This is a genomic window from Brevibacillus nitrificans, assembly GCF_003710965.1.
Lineage (GTDB): Bacteria > Bacillota > Bacilli > Brevibacillales > Brevibacillaceae > Brevibacillus > Brevibacillus centrosporus.
Genome location: NZ_RHHU01000003.1, coordinates 135,640 through 151,780, shown reverse-complemented (window position 1 = coordinate 151,780; position 16,141 = coordinate 135,640). Strand labels below are relative to the sequence as shown.

14 protein-coding genes are annotated in these 16,141 nt (G+C 48.5%); 2 read left to right on the top strand and 12 right to left on the bottom strand.

Annotated features, from left to right (window positions below; translation table 11 throughout):
- Nucleotides 1–4: 4 nt before the first annotated feature.
- A complete protein-coding gene (locus tag EDM59_RS30910) occupies nucleotides 5–175 on the top strand; it encodes a hypothetical protein (protein WP_183192783.1) in 171 nt (56 codons plus the stop codon).
- Nucleotides 176–248: 73 nt separating this feature from the next.
- On the opposite strand, the gene EDM59_RS02625 is transcribed toward EDM59_RS30910, so the two are convergent.
- The 8 genes from EDM59_RS02625 to spoIIP all read right to left on the bottom strand — a co-directional run bounded on the left by EDM59_RS02625 (nucleotide 249) and on the right by spoIIP (nucleotide 10,121).
- Nucleotides 249–1,316, bottom strand: a complete 1,068-nt coding sequence (locus EDM59_RS02625; protein WP_122922221.1) for a glycosyl hydrolase family 18 protein — start codon at nucleotides 1,314–1,316, stop codon at nucleotides 249–251.
- Between the two features lie 27 nt (nucleotides 1,317–1,343).
- Nucleotides 1,344–3,110 (bottom strand): polysaccharide deacetylase family protein, encoded by a 1,767-nt coding sequence (locus tag EDM59_RS02620; RefSeq protein WP_122922220.1) that lies wholly within the window; start codon nucleotides 3,108–3,110, stop codon nucleotides 1,344–1,346.
- A gap of 42 nt (nucleotides 3,111–3,152) precedes the next feature.
- Nucleotides 3,153–5,027: a glycosyltransferase family 2 protein gene (locus EDM59_RS02615; RefSeq protein ID WP_183192782.1), complete on the bottom strand. Its 1,875-nt coding sequence runs from the start codon at nucleotides 5,025–5,027 to the stop codon at nucleotides 3,153–3,155.
- Nucleotides 5,028–5,048: 21 nt separating this feature from the next.
- Nucleotides 5,049–6,362: a nucleotide sugar dehydrogenase gene (locus EDM59_RS02610; RefSeq protein WP_122922218.1), complete on the bottom strand. Its 1,314-nt coding sequence runs from the start codon at nucleotides 6,360–6,362 to the stop codon at nucleotides 5,049–5,051.
- 28 nt (nucleotides 6,363–6,390) lie between these two features.
- Nucleotides 6,391–7,839: a polysaccharide deacetylase family protein gene (locus EDM59_RS02605; RefSeq protein ID WP_122922217.1), complete on the bottom strand. Its 1,449-nt coding sequence runs from the start codon at nucleotides 7,837–7,839 to the stop codon at nucleotides 6,391–6,393.
- 299 nt (nucleotides 7,840–8,138) lie between these two features.
- A complete protein-coding gene (locus EDM59_RS02600) occupies nucleotides 8,139–8,468 on the bottom strand; it encodes a DUF1904 family protein (RefSeq protein ID WP_122922216.1) in 330 nt (109 codons plus the stop codon).
- A gap of 299 nt (nucleotides 8,469–8,767) precedes the next feature.
- Nucleotides 8,768–8,926, bottom strand: a complete 159-nt coding sequence (locus EDM59_RS30905) for a hypothetical protein (RefSeq protein WP_183192781.1) — start codon at nucleotides 8,924–8,926, stop codon at nucleotides 8,768–8,770.
- A 52-nt stretch (nucleotides 8,927–8,978) separates the two neighbouring features.
- A complete protein-coding gene (spoIIP, locus tag EDM59_RS02595; protein WP_122922215.1) occupies nucleotides 8,979–10,121 on the bottom strand; it encodes a stage II sporulation protein P in 1,143 nt (380 codons plus the stop codon).
- Nucleotides 10,122–10,293: 172 nt separating this feature from the next.
- Between spoIIP and EDM59_RS02590 the strand changes: the two genes are divergently transcribed.
- Nucleotides 10,294–11,241, top strand: a complete 948-nt coding sequence (locus tag EDM59_RS02590; protein ID WP_122922214.1) for an ATP-dependent DNA ligase — start codon at nucleotides 10,294–10,296, stop codon at nucleotides 11,239–11,241.
- Between the two features lie 417 nt (nucleotides 11,242–11,658).
- Here EDM59_RS02590 and EDM59_RS02580 read toward each other — a convergent pair whose 3' ends face one another.
- Genes EDM59_RS02580 through EDM59_RS02565 form a run of 4 tightly spaced genes read right to left on the bottom strand, consistent with a single transcriptional unit; the run spans nucleotide 11,659 to nucleotide 16,031 of the window.
- On the bottom strand, nucleotides 11,659–13,017 hold the full coding sequence (locus tag EDM59_RS02580) for a GerAB/ArcD/ProY family transporter (protein ID WP_122922213.1): 1,359 nt from the start codon (nucleotides 13,015–13,017) through the stop codon (nucleotides 11,659–11,661).
- A 13-nt stretch (nucleotides 13,018–13,030) separates the two neighbouring features.
- Entirely contained in the window at nucleotides 13,031–13,267 is a 237-nt protein-coding gene (locus EDM59_RS02575) for a hypothetical protein (RefSeq protein ID WP_122922212.1), read from the bottom strand.
- On the bottom strand, nucleotides 13,267–14,415 hold the full coding sequence (locus tag EDM59_RS02570; protein ID WP_122923351.1) for a Ger(x)C family spore germination protein: 1,149 nt from the start codon (nucleotides 14,413–14,415) through the stop codon (nucleotides 13,267–13,269). The genes EDM59_RS02575 and EDM59_RS02570 overlap by 1 nt, the downstream gene beginning before the upstream one ends.
- A 5-nt stretch (nucleotides 14,416–14,420) precedes the next feature.
- Nucleotides 14,421–16,031, bottom strand: coding sequence for a spore germination protein (locus EDM59_RS02565; RefSeq protein WP_122922211.1), 1,611 nt, complete (start codon nucleotides 16,029–16,031; stop codon nucleotides 14,421–14,423).
- Nucleotides 16,032–16,141: the final 110 nt, after the last annotated feature.

Genomic DNA, 16,141 nt, shown 5'->3' with positions numbered 1-16,141 from the left:
TTCTATGGATCAGGCTATCCAGCTCCGCGATGAAATCCAGCGTTTGCAGGAGCTCACCCGTGAGTACCAGCGTAAGCTCCTTGCTTTGCAAAAAAATTGTGCCCACCAGTTTCAGGAGACACCACTGTCCCGCACCTGCGTGAAGTGTCTTTTGACGGAGAGTCTCTACTATTAATAGGGAATAAAAAAGACAGCAAAAAGACCGAAGAGCAGCTCTCTTCGGTCTTATCGTTACCTTGCTTTGTCCATCACTCGTTCATAAACCGAACGCTTTTGCTTCCCAGCTCACCTAGCCGCCACAACGCGATGCTGCGATAGCCTTCACCGGATACGATCTCTGCCCATGTCTGGAGAGTGGTTTCATCCGCGTACCAGACCGTATGCTTTTGTTTGTTCTGGTCGACATACTGGAAGTGGATACTGCCGCTGGCGTTATCTCTTCGCGGCATTTCCAGACTGGATTTCGCGAGCTCGGCAGCCTGCTTTTCCGTGACAGCAGCAGCCTCTCCATTTTCAGCCCAGTCAAAGCCACCCGCTGACAAGGCAATCACTTTTTCGCCCGGAACCACCTTCATCCGAGTCGTAAGCTCCGTAATAAAGGAGCGGTCTGCCTTTGGTCCAGGATCGCTTTGCAAGCCGTGCAGATTGTAGGCCATCATAACATAGACCGGCCCCTCTGGCAGCGAAAGAGTTTCAATCGGCGTCCGTGGTTCCAGTACGATCCGCAGCGTTTTATCCTGCTCCTGCAGCCGCTGATAAAGCTCCTTGAAAAACGCTAGCAGATTTCCCCAATCCTTTTCCTCGATGCGCTCGTAGTCGATTTCTACCCCATGAAACTGATACTCTTCCACGGCTTTCATGATCTGGTCGATGTGCTTGCCCCGACTTTCCTCGGTCGCCATCAGCCTTGTGACAAGCGCTGGGTCCTTTTGAATATCGGTACCATCCTTGCGCTTCTGGTCATTGACGATCGTCAAATCGACATGCACGAGACTGCTTCTTCGCGAGATCTCTTGGACTTTTGGCAGTCCTTTTTGAAAGGATTCCGTGAAAAACAGGTTGTCCGCCTCATCAAAGTAAGCAGCAAACATTTGTACATTCGTCAGTCCATTTGTCATGCCCTGCAGATCATCCGCACCAGCCTTCCACTGCCAATCCACAACCCAGGCACTTTTCTTCAATGGCACCTCTGCCGCAGACACCGATTTCTCTGCATCGGATACGCCACCGATCCCACAGCCAGTCACAACCGCTGTGAATAGGCTCATATAAAGGAAGCGAACGATCCAAAGCTTCTTTCTAGCCAATCTTCTCAACTTGCCTGCGCCCCCTTCTCCACCCGATTAGAACGTTTCCATCACCCAGTCCACTGTGGTGGTAAAGGCGTCTTTCAATCTGTTAACCGCTTTTTCCATCCCTGTGTAAGAATTGCGGAACAAAATTTGCTCTTGGTCACTTGCGCCATTTTGTATCGAGGAAATCTTCACATCTGTAAAGACCCCATCGTAAATATCGTCTTGCTTGTTCTTTTCACTGTACGCGGACCCCAATGCTACTCCCCCGCTGGCAATCGCGCTGTCTATCGCTAGTTGATTGACTTTGACCGCATTGTCCACCGAAACGCTCAGCTTGTCCCCTTGGATCACGATATCCATCTGTCGTGTGTTTTGAATGTTGACGGGATATCCTTCGTCTTCTTCAGGAGCCCCCGCTTCCGTTTGCGATTTTGTATAGACCGTCGCTTTGTCGTACGCCAAATCCTCTGGCTGCCACAGCACTTCACTCAGCTTCGTGGAAAAAAGCTCTACAGGCTCCTGACCCGCTTTTTTCTGCTCGACGATCAATGTATTATCATGCAATGTCACACGAACAAACGAGCCTTTTTCTCGGTCATCACGAAGGTAGATCGACTGCTTCCCGACGACATTCCCTTCCAGCTTCGCAGAAATGCGCAAATCCTGGCTGCCAGAAGAATTATCCAAGAACAGTCGTCCTTCTTCCGCTGGGGGGGAAGTCAGCACAATCTTGTTTCCCTTGAATTCCTCCGCGCCGCTCTCCAATCGCCACTGCTGTGCCAATTGCTCGTCACCATGAACGAACTTCATTTTCTGCTGGGTATCCCTTTGGATTTTCATCAGAAGGTGGTTCGTGTACCAGTACGGATCAGGCTGGAGCCTTGTCAGATCGTAAAGGCTGTCCTTGTTGGAATTGTACGCGGTCCCTTCCCGGTTGAAGTGCATCGCAAAGGTCTTGCGAATATTGGCATCATTGACATCGGAAACAAGCCGGTTCATCCCACCATACAGGGTATTGGCGTGCATGATCATATACACTTCCGGGACAAATCCCAATGTATCCGTATAAATCTCCCTCATTTGATCGTAATCCTGTGTGATCCGGGCCTCCATCATCGAACGATCCTCAATCGGAATCATATTGCTGTCACGAATGAAGTCCATGAGATAGTGGTTGTAGTACTCCACATGATTTTTGGTCGGCAATTCGTTTTCATCTCGGACACCTATGAAGTTACCTTGTCGATCAAAAATATTGATATAGGTCAGGCGATAGCCATTCGTACCCAGCTCCCAGAAGCCGCTTTCCTGCATGTTCAGCAAGTCCTTGGGTTGCAGAAACTTGTTGTCGCTGTTGCCCATCTTGTTGGCATATGACAGGGCTGTCGCTTTGTAATTGTACTTCTCCAAAAGTGGCTGTGCAAACAGATGCGAGTCGTTGCGCCCATCTTCAAAGGACAGGAACAAAGCCTTTTCGGGAAGCGGCTTTTTCTCGTTGTAAAAATCAAGGATATCCTGCTGGGATATCGTCACGTATCCTTGGTTTCGCAGCGCCTGCAGCTGTTCATCCAGATGGTCTTTGGCAATGAGCTTTGGCGTTCCAGATCGACCGACACCGAAATAGGAAATGGCGATAAAGCCTTTGTCATTCTGCCAGGTGCGATGGTCTGCTTCCGTATAGCTTTTTGTATCAAACACGGCCTGATAAAGCAAAATGCCCACGGCCAGCAAAATCACGAATTGGACAATCGTACGTTTCACCTTTCTGCGATTTTTCTGGTGATAGTCAAGGGCGGATTCCCGTTTTCTTCTCATCTTCTCTGGCACCCTCATTCCTTGAATCTAACCGTGCGACGGCTAAAAGGGCAATCCCATTCCCTTTTTCTTTCTTTGTTTGCGCGCTTCTTTTCTTTGCCGTGCCTCGATATCTTGTGGTGTCTCCCGCGTCCCCCAGGTCGACTTCCAAAAGGTCACCCATGCGACTGGCATCTGCCACAGCAATACAAATTCATAGAAGATGCAAAAGACCAATCCGAATACCCATAGCTTGCTTCGACGATACAGCAGGTGCGCCAGACTCATCAGCAAAGCCATGAGGAACAGCCCCATGAGAAACGTGCCGGGAAATACGCGATGTACGATCGGCACATAGACGAGGTTGTACAAGACAATGACCGGTGCGGCAATCGGCACGATCAGACCAATGTAGAAGAACAAGGCCATAAAGGGCTCCTTCTTCCAAATAAACATGCTCGCGCGCAGGGATTCCCGCAGCCAGGATCGCTTCCAACGCATTTGCTGCTTTAAAAACACGCCCATGTCAGAAGGAACAATCGTCGAGCAAATCGCTGCATCCTGGTACGAGGTCCGATGGGTTTTCAAAATAAAGTTGGTCATACTGCGGTCATCCCCGAAAGTCGCTGGCTGCCCGAGAAACTTTTGTGTAAGCCATGCCTCGGAATGCTGCATCACCAAATCCTTTCGATAGCACGAAAGGGGACCAGACAAGCAGGTTACACTGTCAAACCACGCCTCTGCTGCCTTCATAATGCGAAAGGCTATGTAGTAACGCACCGTTTGCAGCTTGGTGACGGCATTCGTGAATTTGTTCTCCACGTCTGTACGGCCAGCGACCCCTCCCATTTTCGGATCCTGAAAAGGCTGTACCAGATGACGAATGGCAGTTGGCTCCAAGAAACTATCTGAATCGACGAATACGACTAAGTCATGCTTCGCCATTTCCACTCCTTTGACGAGGGCGACCCGCTTCCCGCCATTTTCTGGGAGCACAAACATGCGCACACGTTCTTTGGTCATAAAGCGCTCTGCCTCACTGTGGATCAGCGAAATGACCTTTTCGATCTGCTCAACGGATCGATCCGTGGAACGGTCATCGACTACGATCACTTCCAATTTGTCGATGGGATAGTTCTGGTTTACACAGCTTAATATTGTACGATGAATCCATTGCTCTTCATTAAAACATGGAATGATAATGGATACGCCTGGCGTAAAGTCGTGATTAACAGGGACATCCCGATATAAGGCGCCGAAAAAATAGCGCGTCAGCAAAAAAGCCGCAGCAATCAAGCTATACAAATACAGCAAAATATTGTACTTAAAATAAATAATGCTCTCTGCTCTCATCAGCATGATAAAGAGTGACGCTACCAGCAGCATCGCACTCGAGGTATAAATGGCATAGCCCCAGCGCTTTTTTTGAAAGTATTCGGTAAGCGGCTTGGCAAACTCAAAAGCCACCAGCCACTTTACTTGACCGTCTTCTTCGTCGAAAAACGCGCGGACGACTTTTCCATCCAGCTGTACGGATGATTCAAATCCTTCCGGCATCGTGCCAGGAGGAATGTTGCAGTGAATACTCACCACTTGCCCCACGCGAAGCCGCTCCTCTGAAGCGGGACCGAATTCCACGAGTATCCCCGTGGAAGAAATATCGATGGCTTTGCCTTTGATCGCATCCTTTTTTTGACTGCGGCGCGTGTAGACCAACACAGGAAAGTTTGCCACGTATCGCAAGCTGAGAAGACGCAGCTTGTCCAAGTATTCGGGATCTGCTTCATTCACACTGGCTGCCGTGCTTTCTTTGACTCCTCTTCGGTCCGATATACTTCGAATTTTTTCCGGATCAGGAACATTGGATAGAAGTCTTCGGTCCGAACGTGAAACCGTTAAAACCTCTTCCACCTTCTTCTTTTTCTTCTTCCCTATCACTGTCGCCCTCTCCAATCCCTCTTACAAGCTCCAGTAATGATACCCTCTGTTCTCGAAAGCGTCTCTGGAATAGATGCCTTTGACATCAATCATCACTTTTTTCTTCTTGCTTCCAAAGATTCGTGCGTAATCCTCGATTTGCAGGTTTTCGAATATCGTGTGCGGCACAGCTACTACCACGACATCCATATCGCAAAGGGCATCCAGAGCAGACAGCTCAATCCCATATTCTTTGTAAGCGAGCATTGGATCGACTAACGGATCGACGACAAGCGTTGCCATCCCGTATTCCTGCAGCTCATCAATGATGTCGGTCACTTTCGTGTTGCGAATGTCCGCGCAGTTTTCCTTATATGCCAGTCCCAAAATGCCGATCTTCACATTTTCAAAGTCCAGCTTCAAACGGACGACCGTCTTGATGATCTGCTCCGCAATGTATTTACCCATCCCGTCGTTGATATGCCTGCCGGCGAGGATGATTTTCGAGCGATACCCGCTGTCCTCTGCCTTGTAGGTCAAGTAATAGGGATCGATACCGATGCAATGACCGCCAACCAGCCCAGGTGTGAACTTGAGGAAGTTCCACTTCGTGCCAGCTGCTTCCAAGACTGCCTTGGTGTTGATTCCCATCTGATGAAACAGCATCGCGAGCTCATTCATAAAGGCGATATTGATATCCCGCTGGGCATTTTCAATGACCTTGGCCGCTTCCGCCACTTTAATGGTCTCCGCACGATACACTCCTGCTTCTACTGCGAGACTGTACACTTTTGCTACCGTATCTGTCGTCTCTTCATCGATTCCGGAAACGATTTTCATGATGTTTTCGAAGCGATGCACCTGATCGCCCGGATTGATTCGTTCCGGGGAATAGCCTACTTTGAAGTCGCTTCCGCATTTCATACCGGAGATGCTCTCCAGAATGGGGATACATACCTCTTCCGTCACACCTGGATAGACTGTCGATTCAAAAACGACGACAGACCCCTTCGGCATTTGTCTTGCCACGGTACGAGTCGCTTCCTGCACGTAGTACAGATCGGGGATGTTGCCGCTTTTGATGGGGGTAGGAACAGCGACAATGAAAAACCGTGCACGTGCAAGCTTCGTCTCGTCATGCGTAAAGTCAATCGTACTCGCACGCAGCCGCTCTTCCTCTATGCTCCCATCGGTACAGATTCCCTGCTCTAAAGCTTGGATCTTCTGCTGATTCACATCAAAGCCGATGACATCCACTTTTTGCGCCAGTGCTACTGCCACCGGCAATCCCACGTACCCGAGACCCAATACCGCAATTTTCTCTTGGCGGTCTACAATTGCTTCATACAGCTTCATCCCGAACCCTTCTTTCTTGCCTGTTCGATTATGGACCAAACATTTCGCTCATTTTCACGAAGGTGTAGCCTCTGCTTCTCAGCTTTTCGATCACGATGGGCAGAGCTTCGATCGTGTGAATGTCATCTAACAAATGCAGCAATATGACACTTCCGTTTTGCGTTTGCTCCAAAATCGCTTGGACGATCTCATCTGGCGTCTTGGTCTTCAAATAATCGGAAGGATCAACGTCAAAATCGGTCACGGTATGATATCCCGTCGCACCGATCACCCGCAGTGTATTTTCGTCAAACACACCGGTTGGGGGCCGAAAATACATCGTGGGCTTCTCTTGAATAGCTTCCGTAATAATTTGATGAGCTTTTACGATTTCTTGCTGCAGCTGCTCAGGGGAAACTTTTGTAACAACCGGATGCGAATAGCTGTGATTCGCTACATCATGTCCGGCTTCCGCGATGGCCCTAGCCAAATTGGGGTTTTTCTCTACTCCGTCCGCCCGCAGGAAAAAAGTCGCCTGCACATGATACTTGTCCAGAATGTCCAGGATTTTTGTTATCGTCTGATCCGTTCCCCAATCGTCAAAGGACAGCGCCACTTGCTTTTTATTCGTCTCTTGCTTGGTAAATACTCTGTATGTGGCGTGACGATAGTCCGTGTTCACTTTCGCTGCATCAAAGCCAGCAATCTCTTGCAGCGGTTTACGCTCGCCTCCACTCTCGATCAGCTTCTGCAGCGGAACGAACTGGTAGCCGACATCTTCCGCCAATCGAGCGAGGAGAGCAATATTTTCCAGAAGCTGCTTATTTTCTTCCGTATCCATCGCAATAATCCCACCGCGGTTGATGTACTTGCGTAGGTAATGAATTTTTTGCGACTCCGATTCGGATTGCCAGTTGTGCAGGAAAAGACTGGATGAGATCACGGCACTTTGCCCGTTTTCCGAGGCTGCCAATCGGATGTCATCCGTAAACTCTCCCGATTTGGTACGGACATAACGCGTTGTGATCCCCAGCTTTTTTTGAATAACCTCTTTGCCAAGCTTGATTTCAGAATCGATCTGCTCATAGGGCAGCTTGGTCAGATCCAGCTGATTTAACGTGTTGTTTTCGATTTCATGGCCACGTGAAGCGATCTCTCTCGCCAGCTCGGGTTCTTCCGCCACTCTCATCCCTGGCAAAAAGAAGGTAGCCTTCAGATGATACTTGTCCAATTCATCCAGAAGCCGCTTCATCGTTGCACGATCCGCCATGCCATTGAAAGTCAGCGAGAGATCTCTCCCGGTTGTATACACATAAGGGATGGCTTTACTCTCTTCACCAGTGAATCGAATCGCCTTTTGTGCAACTCTGGCTTTTGGAGCGTTATAGCCAATCGTTTGTGCGTCTGACGTACATCCTGCCAGGATCACCGACAAACTCATCGTCCATACGAGCCAGAGCAAGAGCCTTCTCCTTATTTTCCCGGTTCGTTCTATCATTTTTTTCCCCTCTTCGAAACCGTTATCCGATCATTTCCGAACTTACCTTCCCCATACTACTCGCTGTCGTATGTGTTGTACTACTGACAAATCCATACAAGCCTGCTGCTGCCGAGATCCCTTATCTATTTGCAAATATTGTATAGGAGAAAACACCTACGTGTACAGACTTATTTCGACAAATTTCTCAACAAAAACGCCATTCAATTAGGTCTTTAGTACCGGAAATTAAATATTATTCGACATTATCTTCCAACAAAAAAGGCGAGACCCCAAATCGGACTCTTCGCCTCTTTTTCCTACCGAATAGATTTTGTCTGCAGCGGCATTCCTTCTTTATAATAGAGAGAAGGAGACAACAGCATAAAAAAGATATGGGTATTCTCAAAGCCATGGGGCTTGAGAACGTCATGGATCATTCTGGCGATCGCATCATGCTTTTTCTGTTCCCGCTCAAACATAAGAATTTCTACCGAAAGCGGGCTGTTCGTAATTTGCTCCACCTGAAGCAACTCGATTTTTACTTTTTCCTTCGCGATTTCTGCAATGCGGGCAAACTCCTCGACAATCTCAGGAGACACGCCTTGCAGCCACTCCTTTTCGAACCCTTTAAATCGAAGAAACGGCAAGACAATTCCTTCTTTCCCTGGACATGATCGCAAGCATGTCCATAAAATAATTTCTATAGTAATTATAAACATCATTCTCTTTATGGATCAAATAAAAATCTGTGAATACAGCCAACTGGACAATAAGGAGGGCTATATCAGAGAATCGGATCCGACGTCAAAAGGTGTGGTGGACGTACCACAGAGACGGGAGTGATTCAGCCAGATATAGCCCAAGGATTACTGTTAGTATAACCCGAGAATCAATACTTAATCAATTAAAAAGTTTCGTAAAATTCCAATCTTTTCAAACCATTTCCTCACTCTTTTAGAGACGCTTTGACCAGCGCCATCGTCGTCATCACCATCCCTGTGATAAAAAAGGATAGCGTCCAAGCAAGGCTCAGCCATACAAACGAAAGCAGTGTGGATGAAATCGTAATCAGTAACCAATTGTATGCCTCTACGTATTTCCCCATATGCTAACATCCCTTTTTCATGATTCTCGCACCTCACAGGATATTCTTTCGATTAGGCACGCTCTGCCTGCCAGAAGTATTCAGCAAATACGTCTGCAAAAGCCTCGACCGTCTGATAGCATTCTTCCAATGTATTTCCCGTACCGCCCACTTCGATCAACAAGCTGCCAGAAGATACATGCTGGTTGTACTCTCCGTTTCCTTCATTTTCCCCTTTGTCGTCTACTCCCCGTGTAATGCCAGGATACTTCTTGTTTAGCAGCTCTGTCAGCTCATTGGCTATCTTGAGATTTTCCTTGTAGTTCGGATTTCCTTTTCCGATCACAATCATCATTCGCGCATAGGTTTTTCCTTTGATCGTTGCCGTAGTTCTTTCCCGCGGAGAGTCGTCGCGATGCAGATCGAAGAAGTAATGCAGCTTCCGGTTCTTTTCTGCTGCAGCCGTAATGGCCTTCAAAGATTGCGCGTACGAGTACGGGTAGCTTTTGTTCTGATCAAGCAGCTCCTGATAAATGTCTCTGTCCAGAAACTCTGCTTTGATTCCGCGATCATTCAGAAGCTCGGCCAAACGCTTGCTTACTAATGAAATGTTTTTCGTTTTATGGTCTACCGAAAGGGTGCCAGGAAGTGGACTCGTCACGTTTAGCCATGACTCTCGGTTGTGCGTGTTATATACGAGGACCTCCCTTACCTGTTCCTTGGTTTCTTTCGTCGATGCTGCCTGCTCCTTTTGATCCGTCGGTGCCGATTGCTCAGGCTGCTTCGGTACAGCTGGGGTGTCAGAAGCCGCAACGCTCTGCACAGGAGCCGCTGATTCCATTCTCATTGCGAGCTCGTGGTCGTTCCATTCCTTTCTTTGTGCTGCCTGTTCATAGGCAAGTATTCCCGGCAGCTCCTTGCCAAAGAGGCTCAGAGGGTCCCCCGGCATCAAACCCGTTACGGACTGAATCAATCGGTCGGTAAGCGGCGGCTTTTTCTGCTTGCTGCTCGCTTGTACGGTATGTGTCAAATACGGAATCACGGTCCCCATGCCTTCTAGAAGCACATCGCCAGATAGCTTCGATACCACGAGCTGAAGCATCGGTACTTGAGCGGTTTTGGGAAAAAGGTTATAGGAAAGCAACCCTGTCAAATTGAACAACAGGGCCGTAATCAGTGCAAGGATGACAAATAGACGGTGCAGATGCCCAACCATCTTTGCTCCCCCTTCTTGCGGATAAGCCGTCTCTCCCTAAGGTATGCTGCAAATGTACGAGCTAGCACCCGGGTATGCGTGTATCACAGGTTTATGCGCTTTGCACCGGTGAGATAATGAAGGCATGAATAACACGGCTTGATTTCTTTCAAGCTCAAAATGCGGAGGTCCCATGAAAATTGAACCCATCACTCCTTTTGAACCAATCCTTACCGAATCCCTTCCGACTGGGGACAACTGGGTTGCACAAATTAAGTGGGACGGAGTGCGAATGCTGACTTATTTCGACGGCAACGAAGTACGTCTCATCAACCGCAAATTGAATGATCGCACGCTGCAATACCCGGAATTTCTGGATCTGTCCCGCTATTGTCATGCAACATCGGTCATCCTTGACGGGGAAATCATTGCTTTTGACAGCAACAAGCCCTCTTTTCACGAGATAATGAAACGGGACCGTATACGCAAGAAGCAAAGCATCCCCCTCGCCGTGAATCAAACACCTGTGACCTATATGTTCTTTGACGTCCTCTTTCTCAACGGCAGCTGGGTGACAGAAAAGCCGCTGCGCGAAAGACAAGAGCTCCTGGAGCAGATCATTACGCCCCTTTCGAATGTGCAGGTTGTCCAAAATTTTCAAGATGCTCATGGATTGTATGAAGTGATGAAGCAGCATCAGATGGAAGGCATCGTATGTAAAGATCTGAGCAGTTCCTATCTTATGAAAGGGAAAGATAAGCGCTGGCAAAAAAAGAAGATCTTCCATGATCTTCTGGCAGTCGTAGGCGGCGTAACACTTCGAGATGGCATCGTAAATGCTGTACTTCTCGGGCTCTATGATGAATCAGGAAACTTCATCTATATCGGCCATGCGGGAGGGGGAAAATTAACGAACCAAGATTGGCGAGCTTTGACGGAAACCATAAAACCACTCGTAACTACCGAAAGACCATTTCATAATCAACCAGAACGGGGAAAGGATGCGATATGGATCAAGCCAAAGCTCGTCATGAAAGTTCAGTTTATGGAGTGGACTACTGGGCTCACCATGCGGCACCCTACGATTCAAGCGATTGTGAATGCATCATTGCTTGATTGCACGTTTTCTCAAAATGGATGATTCGGCAAAACCAAGCTCTATGGTACCTCGCTGCATATGCCTGTATAGAGCTGGAATGACAAAAGGCATTTCGTATTGATATGATTTATTTTTCTGATTAGCTCATCCCTTGTGGATTGATACAGGCATGTAAACCCGCGAGATGTTTTGCCCGCATCTCGAACAAACGGAAAGGGAATTCGGAGGATGCCATACGCTGCTAAAAGATCAGCCGGATACGCAGCGTACCCCCGAAAGGCAACCACGATTTGTTCGCTTGACTCCGCTACAAACCCGATCACGACTTCAGCCCAGAAGGACTACAGCGTGCTTTTCCCACGGCGCTTTCTCAGCAAAAAGAGGAAGTCTGATCAGACCCCCTCCATAGATTTAAAACACGCGGGGACAGGTTGTATCTCCACCATGCCCGTTAACAATCTACTGCCTGAAAGCTCCCGAAGCTTTTTTTCTCGCCGTCTTTTGTTTGCCGTGATTCAGCGCCTGCATCTCTGCGTAGCTGGCCAGCAGAGCGATAAAAAACAACACGGTGAAGCTAATTCCCGTGACGATCCCCCCCAGCTCAGACTTATCGAGGAAAAATTGCCCCGCCAAAATCGTCAGGACACAGCCTAGCATGGCGATCGCTCCTACCCACACCGTGTAGCGAAAGAAGCGGTACAGCTTCGTTCCCTCCGGTATACTCACCTGCTCCTTCATTTTCCGATTCATCCGCGACTTTATGTAAAAGATCGTGATCAGGGGAAGCTGCAGGATCAAAACGACCAAAGGCAAGCTGTAGCTCAGGAACATATCGAGATCAGGTATTCTTTGAAAAAATAGGAGGGACGTGACCGCAATCATCCAGCCCGCCGGAAAGTTATAGATCGGATAATGCGTTTGTCCCCCAAAAGAACCGATTCCGACCAGAAAGGCCAAATACGCCACGACGACCTTAATGGCAAAGGCCGGAAACCACAGACTGAACATCACAATTTCGACGCGGTCCAAAAAATCAGTCACATGAATTTGCTGCACGAGGATAAACATGGGGAAATTCAGCCGGCTTGCAATCGTGTACCCCATCACCCCGAGCAAAATCAGCAACAGCATCGTGGCCGTGAAGCCCACAATGAGTATGCCGTGCTTCATGGCTGAGAAAAACAAGCGAGGATGCGTCGATGCATGCAAAAAGGCACCAAACAAAAAGATATCGCCGTAGATGCCGACCGGTAGTATATTGCTGACAAGCAGACGATCCATACTGATGCTGAGAATCGGTTCGAGTCGTTCTAAGCTGTACTCATTTCCCAGCAACACATACATGCACATCGATAAAAGAAAGAAAGCAGGGAAATACATCTCATTGACCCGCGCCGCAATCTCTAAGCTCGTTTTGCCATAGTACATAATCAGCAAGACAAGAACGATCAGCGTTATCTCGATCGGCGTCTGCGGCAGCAGGGTTGCATTAAAAAATTTGCTTGCCCCCTTTATATCGAGACAGATGACCAGCCAAATATAAAGCAGGATCACGATGTTTACGAGCCCGCCAAACCACTTGCCAAAAATGATAAACACAATTTCGAACATGTTTTTCCCTGGATATGCCCGGGTCATCTCAGCGAGGACAAAGGCAACCAGTATCGCATATCCGACAGGAATGATTTGCGAAAACCAGGCATCCATCTTCGCCACTCCAGCCAGTGAGTGAAAAAAAGAAATCAGCATGCCAGTCAGAAGCACATTCCCGACCAGCCATGCTGTTTGCCTATGATTTATCACTTGTTTATGAATCATTGGGGTCCCTCCTCTACAGCAGTTGATCCACCCACATCTTGATGTGCGGAGACAGGATGTTCAACAAATGCCCTACAGGAAGCAGCTGCGTTTGTTGAAACTGCAAGATGACGAATAGAAAAATGGTTAGGCCGTACAACGTAAACAGAACTGCTTGCTGTTTTCCGGGCATTCGCTTGCGAGTCCATAGAAAACTGATCAGCTTGCCGATAAAGATAGTGCAGTAAAACAACAGAAAGAGTCGGTTCATTACGGATCTTCCTTCGTGATATTGGTGGTGGTCTGCCCTACATTAGAGACTTGTACATGACTTTCGATTGAGCTGGTGATATGCGGCAGCTCATCATTCCAATGATCCCGATACTTGCTTTTCCATTCGTTCGGGTAGTTCCTCGCCAAGATAATTCCCAATCCGATCGTATCGGAGCGTGTCTCCTTCGTTTTATTGATGATCTTTTGAATGCTTTCCGTAATATCCTTTTCCAGCTTTTTCTCGATCATCAGGTTCACTTTTCGCTTTGACAAGTCATAGGTACTCATGTTTTCTACGACGGCAACCGTTGTAAAGACCCTGATCTTAAAATGAATTCTGCCATTTTTGATGGAGGGCTCAATATTTGCCTTCCCTTTTTGGAAGTAAACGCTGAAGCGCTGTTCACTTCCCAGTTCCAGCAGGGTAGAAAAGGCTTCAAAGCTACGCTGAAACCAGTGCAAGCCACCAACCTCTTGAAAGGTGTATTTTCCAACGAGCTTATCCCCTCGGAAAATACCGATTCCCGTGGCTCCGATTTCTTTGGTTTTCCCTTTTGGCTGGGAATCCATAGCCTCAAAGATCGGCAAAAAGGCATCGACTCCTGGTGTATTCAGCATTTGCGAGATATCTTTGATTGTCACGGGAATGGTGACGGCCTTTACCATTTCGCGAATCGCCTCACCGGAAAAGCGTTCGAACTGCGGCTGGGCTTCCAGCAGGCTAATCGCCTTTCCCTTTGTCATCACGATATAGGCAGTCAATCGATTTTCGGGAAAACGGGAGATGATGTCCAACGGCTCGCTGAAGCCCTCTTTCGCCAATTGCTCACCGATGATCACAACGCGATGGTGTGCGTAGAACAAATGCCTCGACATTCTCGCCTGGAGCTTGTTGTTGGCGACACGGATCGTCTCTCCCACCGCCGAGTCCACGTAGTAGGATTTGTCTCCGCTAGTGCCACCTCCGCCACCTGAAGGTCCTCCCAGACTGCTGACCAAAGGAACCTGGACTGACAACCGATACAAGCCGTTCGGTTCTTTATCGATCGCCATTGCGATAACGAGGGCGATATCGTTCACTTCCCGCCGATCCCAACAGCCAGCAACAGTTAGCATGGAGAGTATCACTGCGAAAACGAGCGCCATACGTTTCACGAGTTCCCCTCCTCGTTTGAATGCTTGTTTCCTTGAACCCCCTCTTGTCCTTTGTCTCTCTCGATTCCACCAGCAAAGCCAGCATCCATCCTGCGAGCGTTTTGGATTCCCATAAAGCTCGGCCGTTTCTGGAGTTCGGCCCACGGCGATCGTATCAGAACGTCTTTTAGATCACCGACAGACAACGGAGCAAGAGGAGATAGATACGGTACTCCAAACGATCGCAGGTTCGCCATATGCCCGATTATTATGAGCAGCACCACCAAAATACCGTAAATACCGAGGATGGAAGCAGCGAGCATGATCGGAAAGCGGAGCATGCGCAAGGCGATGGCTGCATTGAAATGAGGGATCGTAAAAGAAGCGATCCCTGTGATGGAAACGACAATGACCATCGGGGCGGAAACGATTCCTGCCTGCACGGCTGCTTGGCCCACAACAAGCGCGCCTAAAATGCTTACAGCCTGACCCACGGTCTTCGGCAAGCGAATACCTGCTTCGCGCAGCGCTTCAAAGGCAATCTCCATCAAGAGGGCTTCCACAATCGCTGGAAAGGGAATGGCTTCACGAGCTGCCGCAATGCTGAGCAGCAAGGTCGTCGGTATCATTTGCTGATGAAAGGTAGTGATCGCTACATAAACTCCTGGCGTAAGCAGCGAGATGAACACAAACAGGTACCTCAGCCAGCGAACCAGCGTTGCCATTTGAAACCGCTCGTAGTAGTCTTCGTTCGCCTGCAGCATCATCCAGAACGTCGCAGGTGCCAACAGTACCATCGGGGTCCCGTCTACGAAAATAGCCACTCGCCCTTCCAGCAAGGCCCCGGCAACCGTGTCCGGCCGCTCGGAGTATTTGACCTGCGGAAATGGCGAGTACATACTGTCCTGAATCAATTCCTCAATATATCCACTTTCCAAGACAGCATCGATGTCAATCTTCGCAATACGCGAGGAGACCTCTTCCACAAGCTGCGGATCCGTGATCCCTTCTAAAAAAGCTACAACGATATTCGTATTGGATTCTCGGCCAACGACAATGGACTTCATTTTCAGCCGTGGCGTCTTGAGTTTTCGCCTCAGCATCGATGTATTGGTACGAATGTTTTCGATGAAGCCTTCGCGTGGTCCACGAATGACAGCTTCGCCTTCCGGTTCGTTTACGGACCGTTTTTCAGCACCCCGAATTCCTAGCGTAAGCGCCTCTGCGTTTCCATCCACCAATATGCCGGTGTCTCCGCTAAGAACTGCCTGCAGCAGCTTCTTGTAATCGTCTACCTTGGCGATTTGTGAGACAGGAAGCAAGTCTTCCTCGATGACCTCTATACTGTCATCGCCATCCTCGAGGATCATTAAAGCTTTCAATGCCTGGTTTACTTCTTTTGTATCAATCAAACCATCCACGAATATAGCAATGGCGTGCACGCTGTTTTTTTGTTTGAATTCCCGGATGACGAAATCAGAGCAATCCGAGAACAAATGCTTGAGAAAGGTTACGTTGTCTTCTAATGCAGGAAAAAGCGGAATGCCTTCCAGCTCGGTCAAACTGCAGGCATCGATCGTGTCAATGAGTTCTTGTGTCCGGTCTTTTTCTTTACGAGGAAACTTCATCACTTTCACCAACCAATGCCAAGATATCCGTATTATGGTTACCTTTGCTAGTTTGTATGTACGGAGGCAGGTATTTCCTCGAATATTGCTCGATCAACTGGAGAAAGTAG

Coding starts and splice junctions, on each gene's coding strand:
- EDM59_RS30910 (WP_183192783.1), top strand. CDS start 5: ATGGATCAGGCTATCCAGCTCCGCGATGAAATCCAGCGTTTGCAGGAG.
- EDM59_RS02620 (WP_122922220.1), bottom strand. CDS start 3,110: ATGAGAAGAAAACGGGAATCCGCCCTTGACTATCACCAGAAAAATCGC.
- EDM59_RS02610 (WP_122922218.1), bottom strand. CDS start 6,362: ATGAAGCTGTATGAAGCAATTGTAGACCGCCAAGAGAAAATTGCGGTA.
- EDM59_RS02605 (WP_122922217.1), bottom strand. CDS start 7,839: ATGATAGAACGAACCGGGAAAATAAGGAGAAGGCTCTTGCTCTGGCTC.
- EDM59_RS30905 (WP_183192781.1), bottom strand. CDS start 8,926: ATGGGGAAATACGTAGAGGCATACAATTGGTTACTGATTACGATTTCA.
- spoIIP (WP_122922215.1), bottom strand. CDS start 10,121: ATGGTTGGGCATCTGCACCGTCTATTTGTCATCCTTGCACTGATTACG.
- EDM59_RS02590 (WP_122922214.1), top strand. CDS start 10,294: ATGAAAATTGAACCCATCACTCCTTTTGAACCAATCCTTACCGAATCC.
- EDM59_RS02580 (WP_122922213.1), bottom strand. CDS start 13,017: ATGATTCATAAACAAGTGATAAATCATAGGCAAACAGCATGGCTGGTC.
- EDM59_RS02575 (WP_122922212.1), bottom strand. CDS start 13,267: ATGAACCGACTCTTTCTGTTGTTTTACTGCACTATCTTTATCGGCAAG.
- EDM59_RS02570 (WP_122923351.1), bottom strand. CDS start 14,415: ATGGCGCTCGTTTTCGCAGTGATACTCTCCATGCTAACTGTTGCTGGC.
- EDM59_RS02565 (WP_122922211.1), bottom strand. CDS start 16,031: ATGAAGTTTCCTCGTAAAGAAAAAGACCGGACACAAGAACTCATTGAC.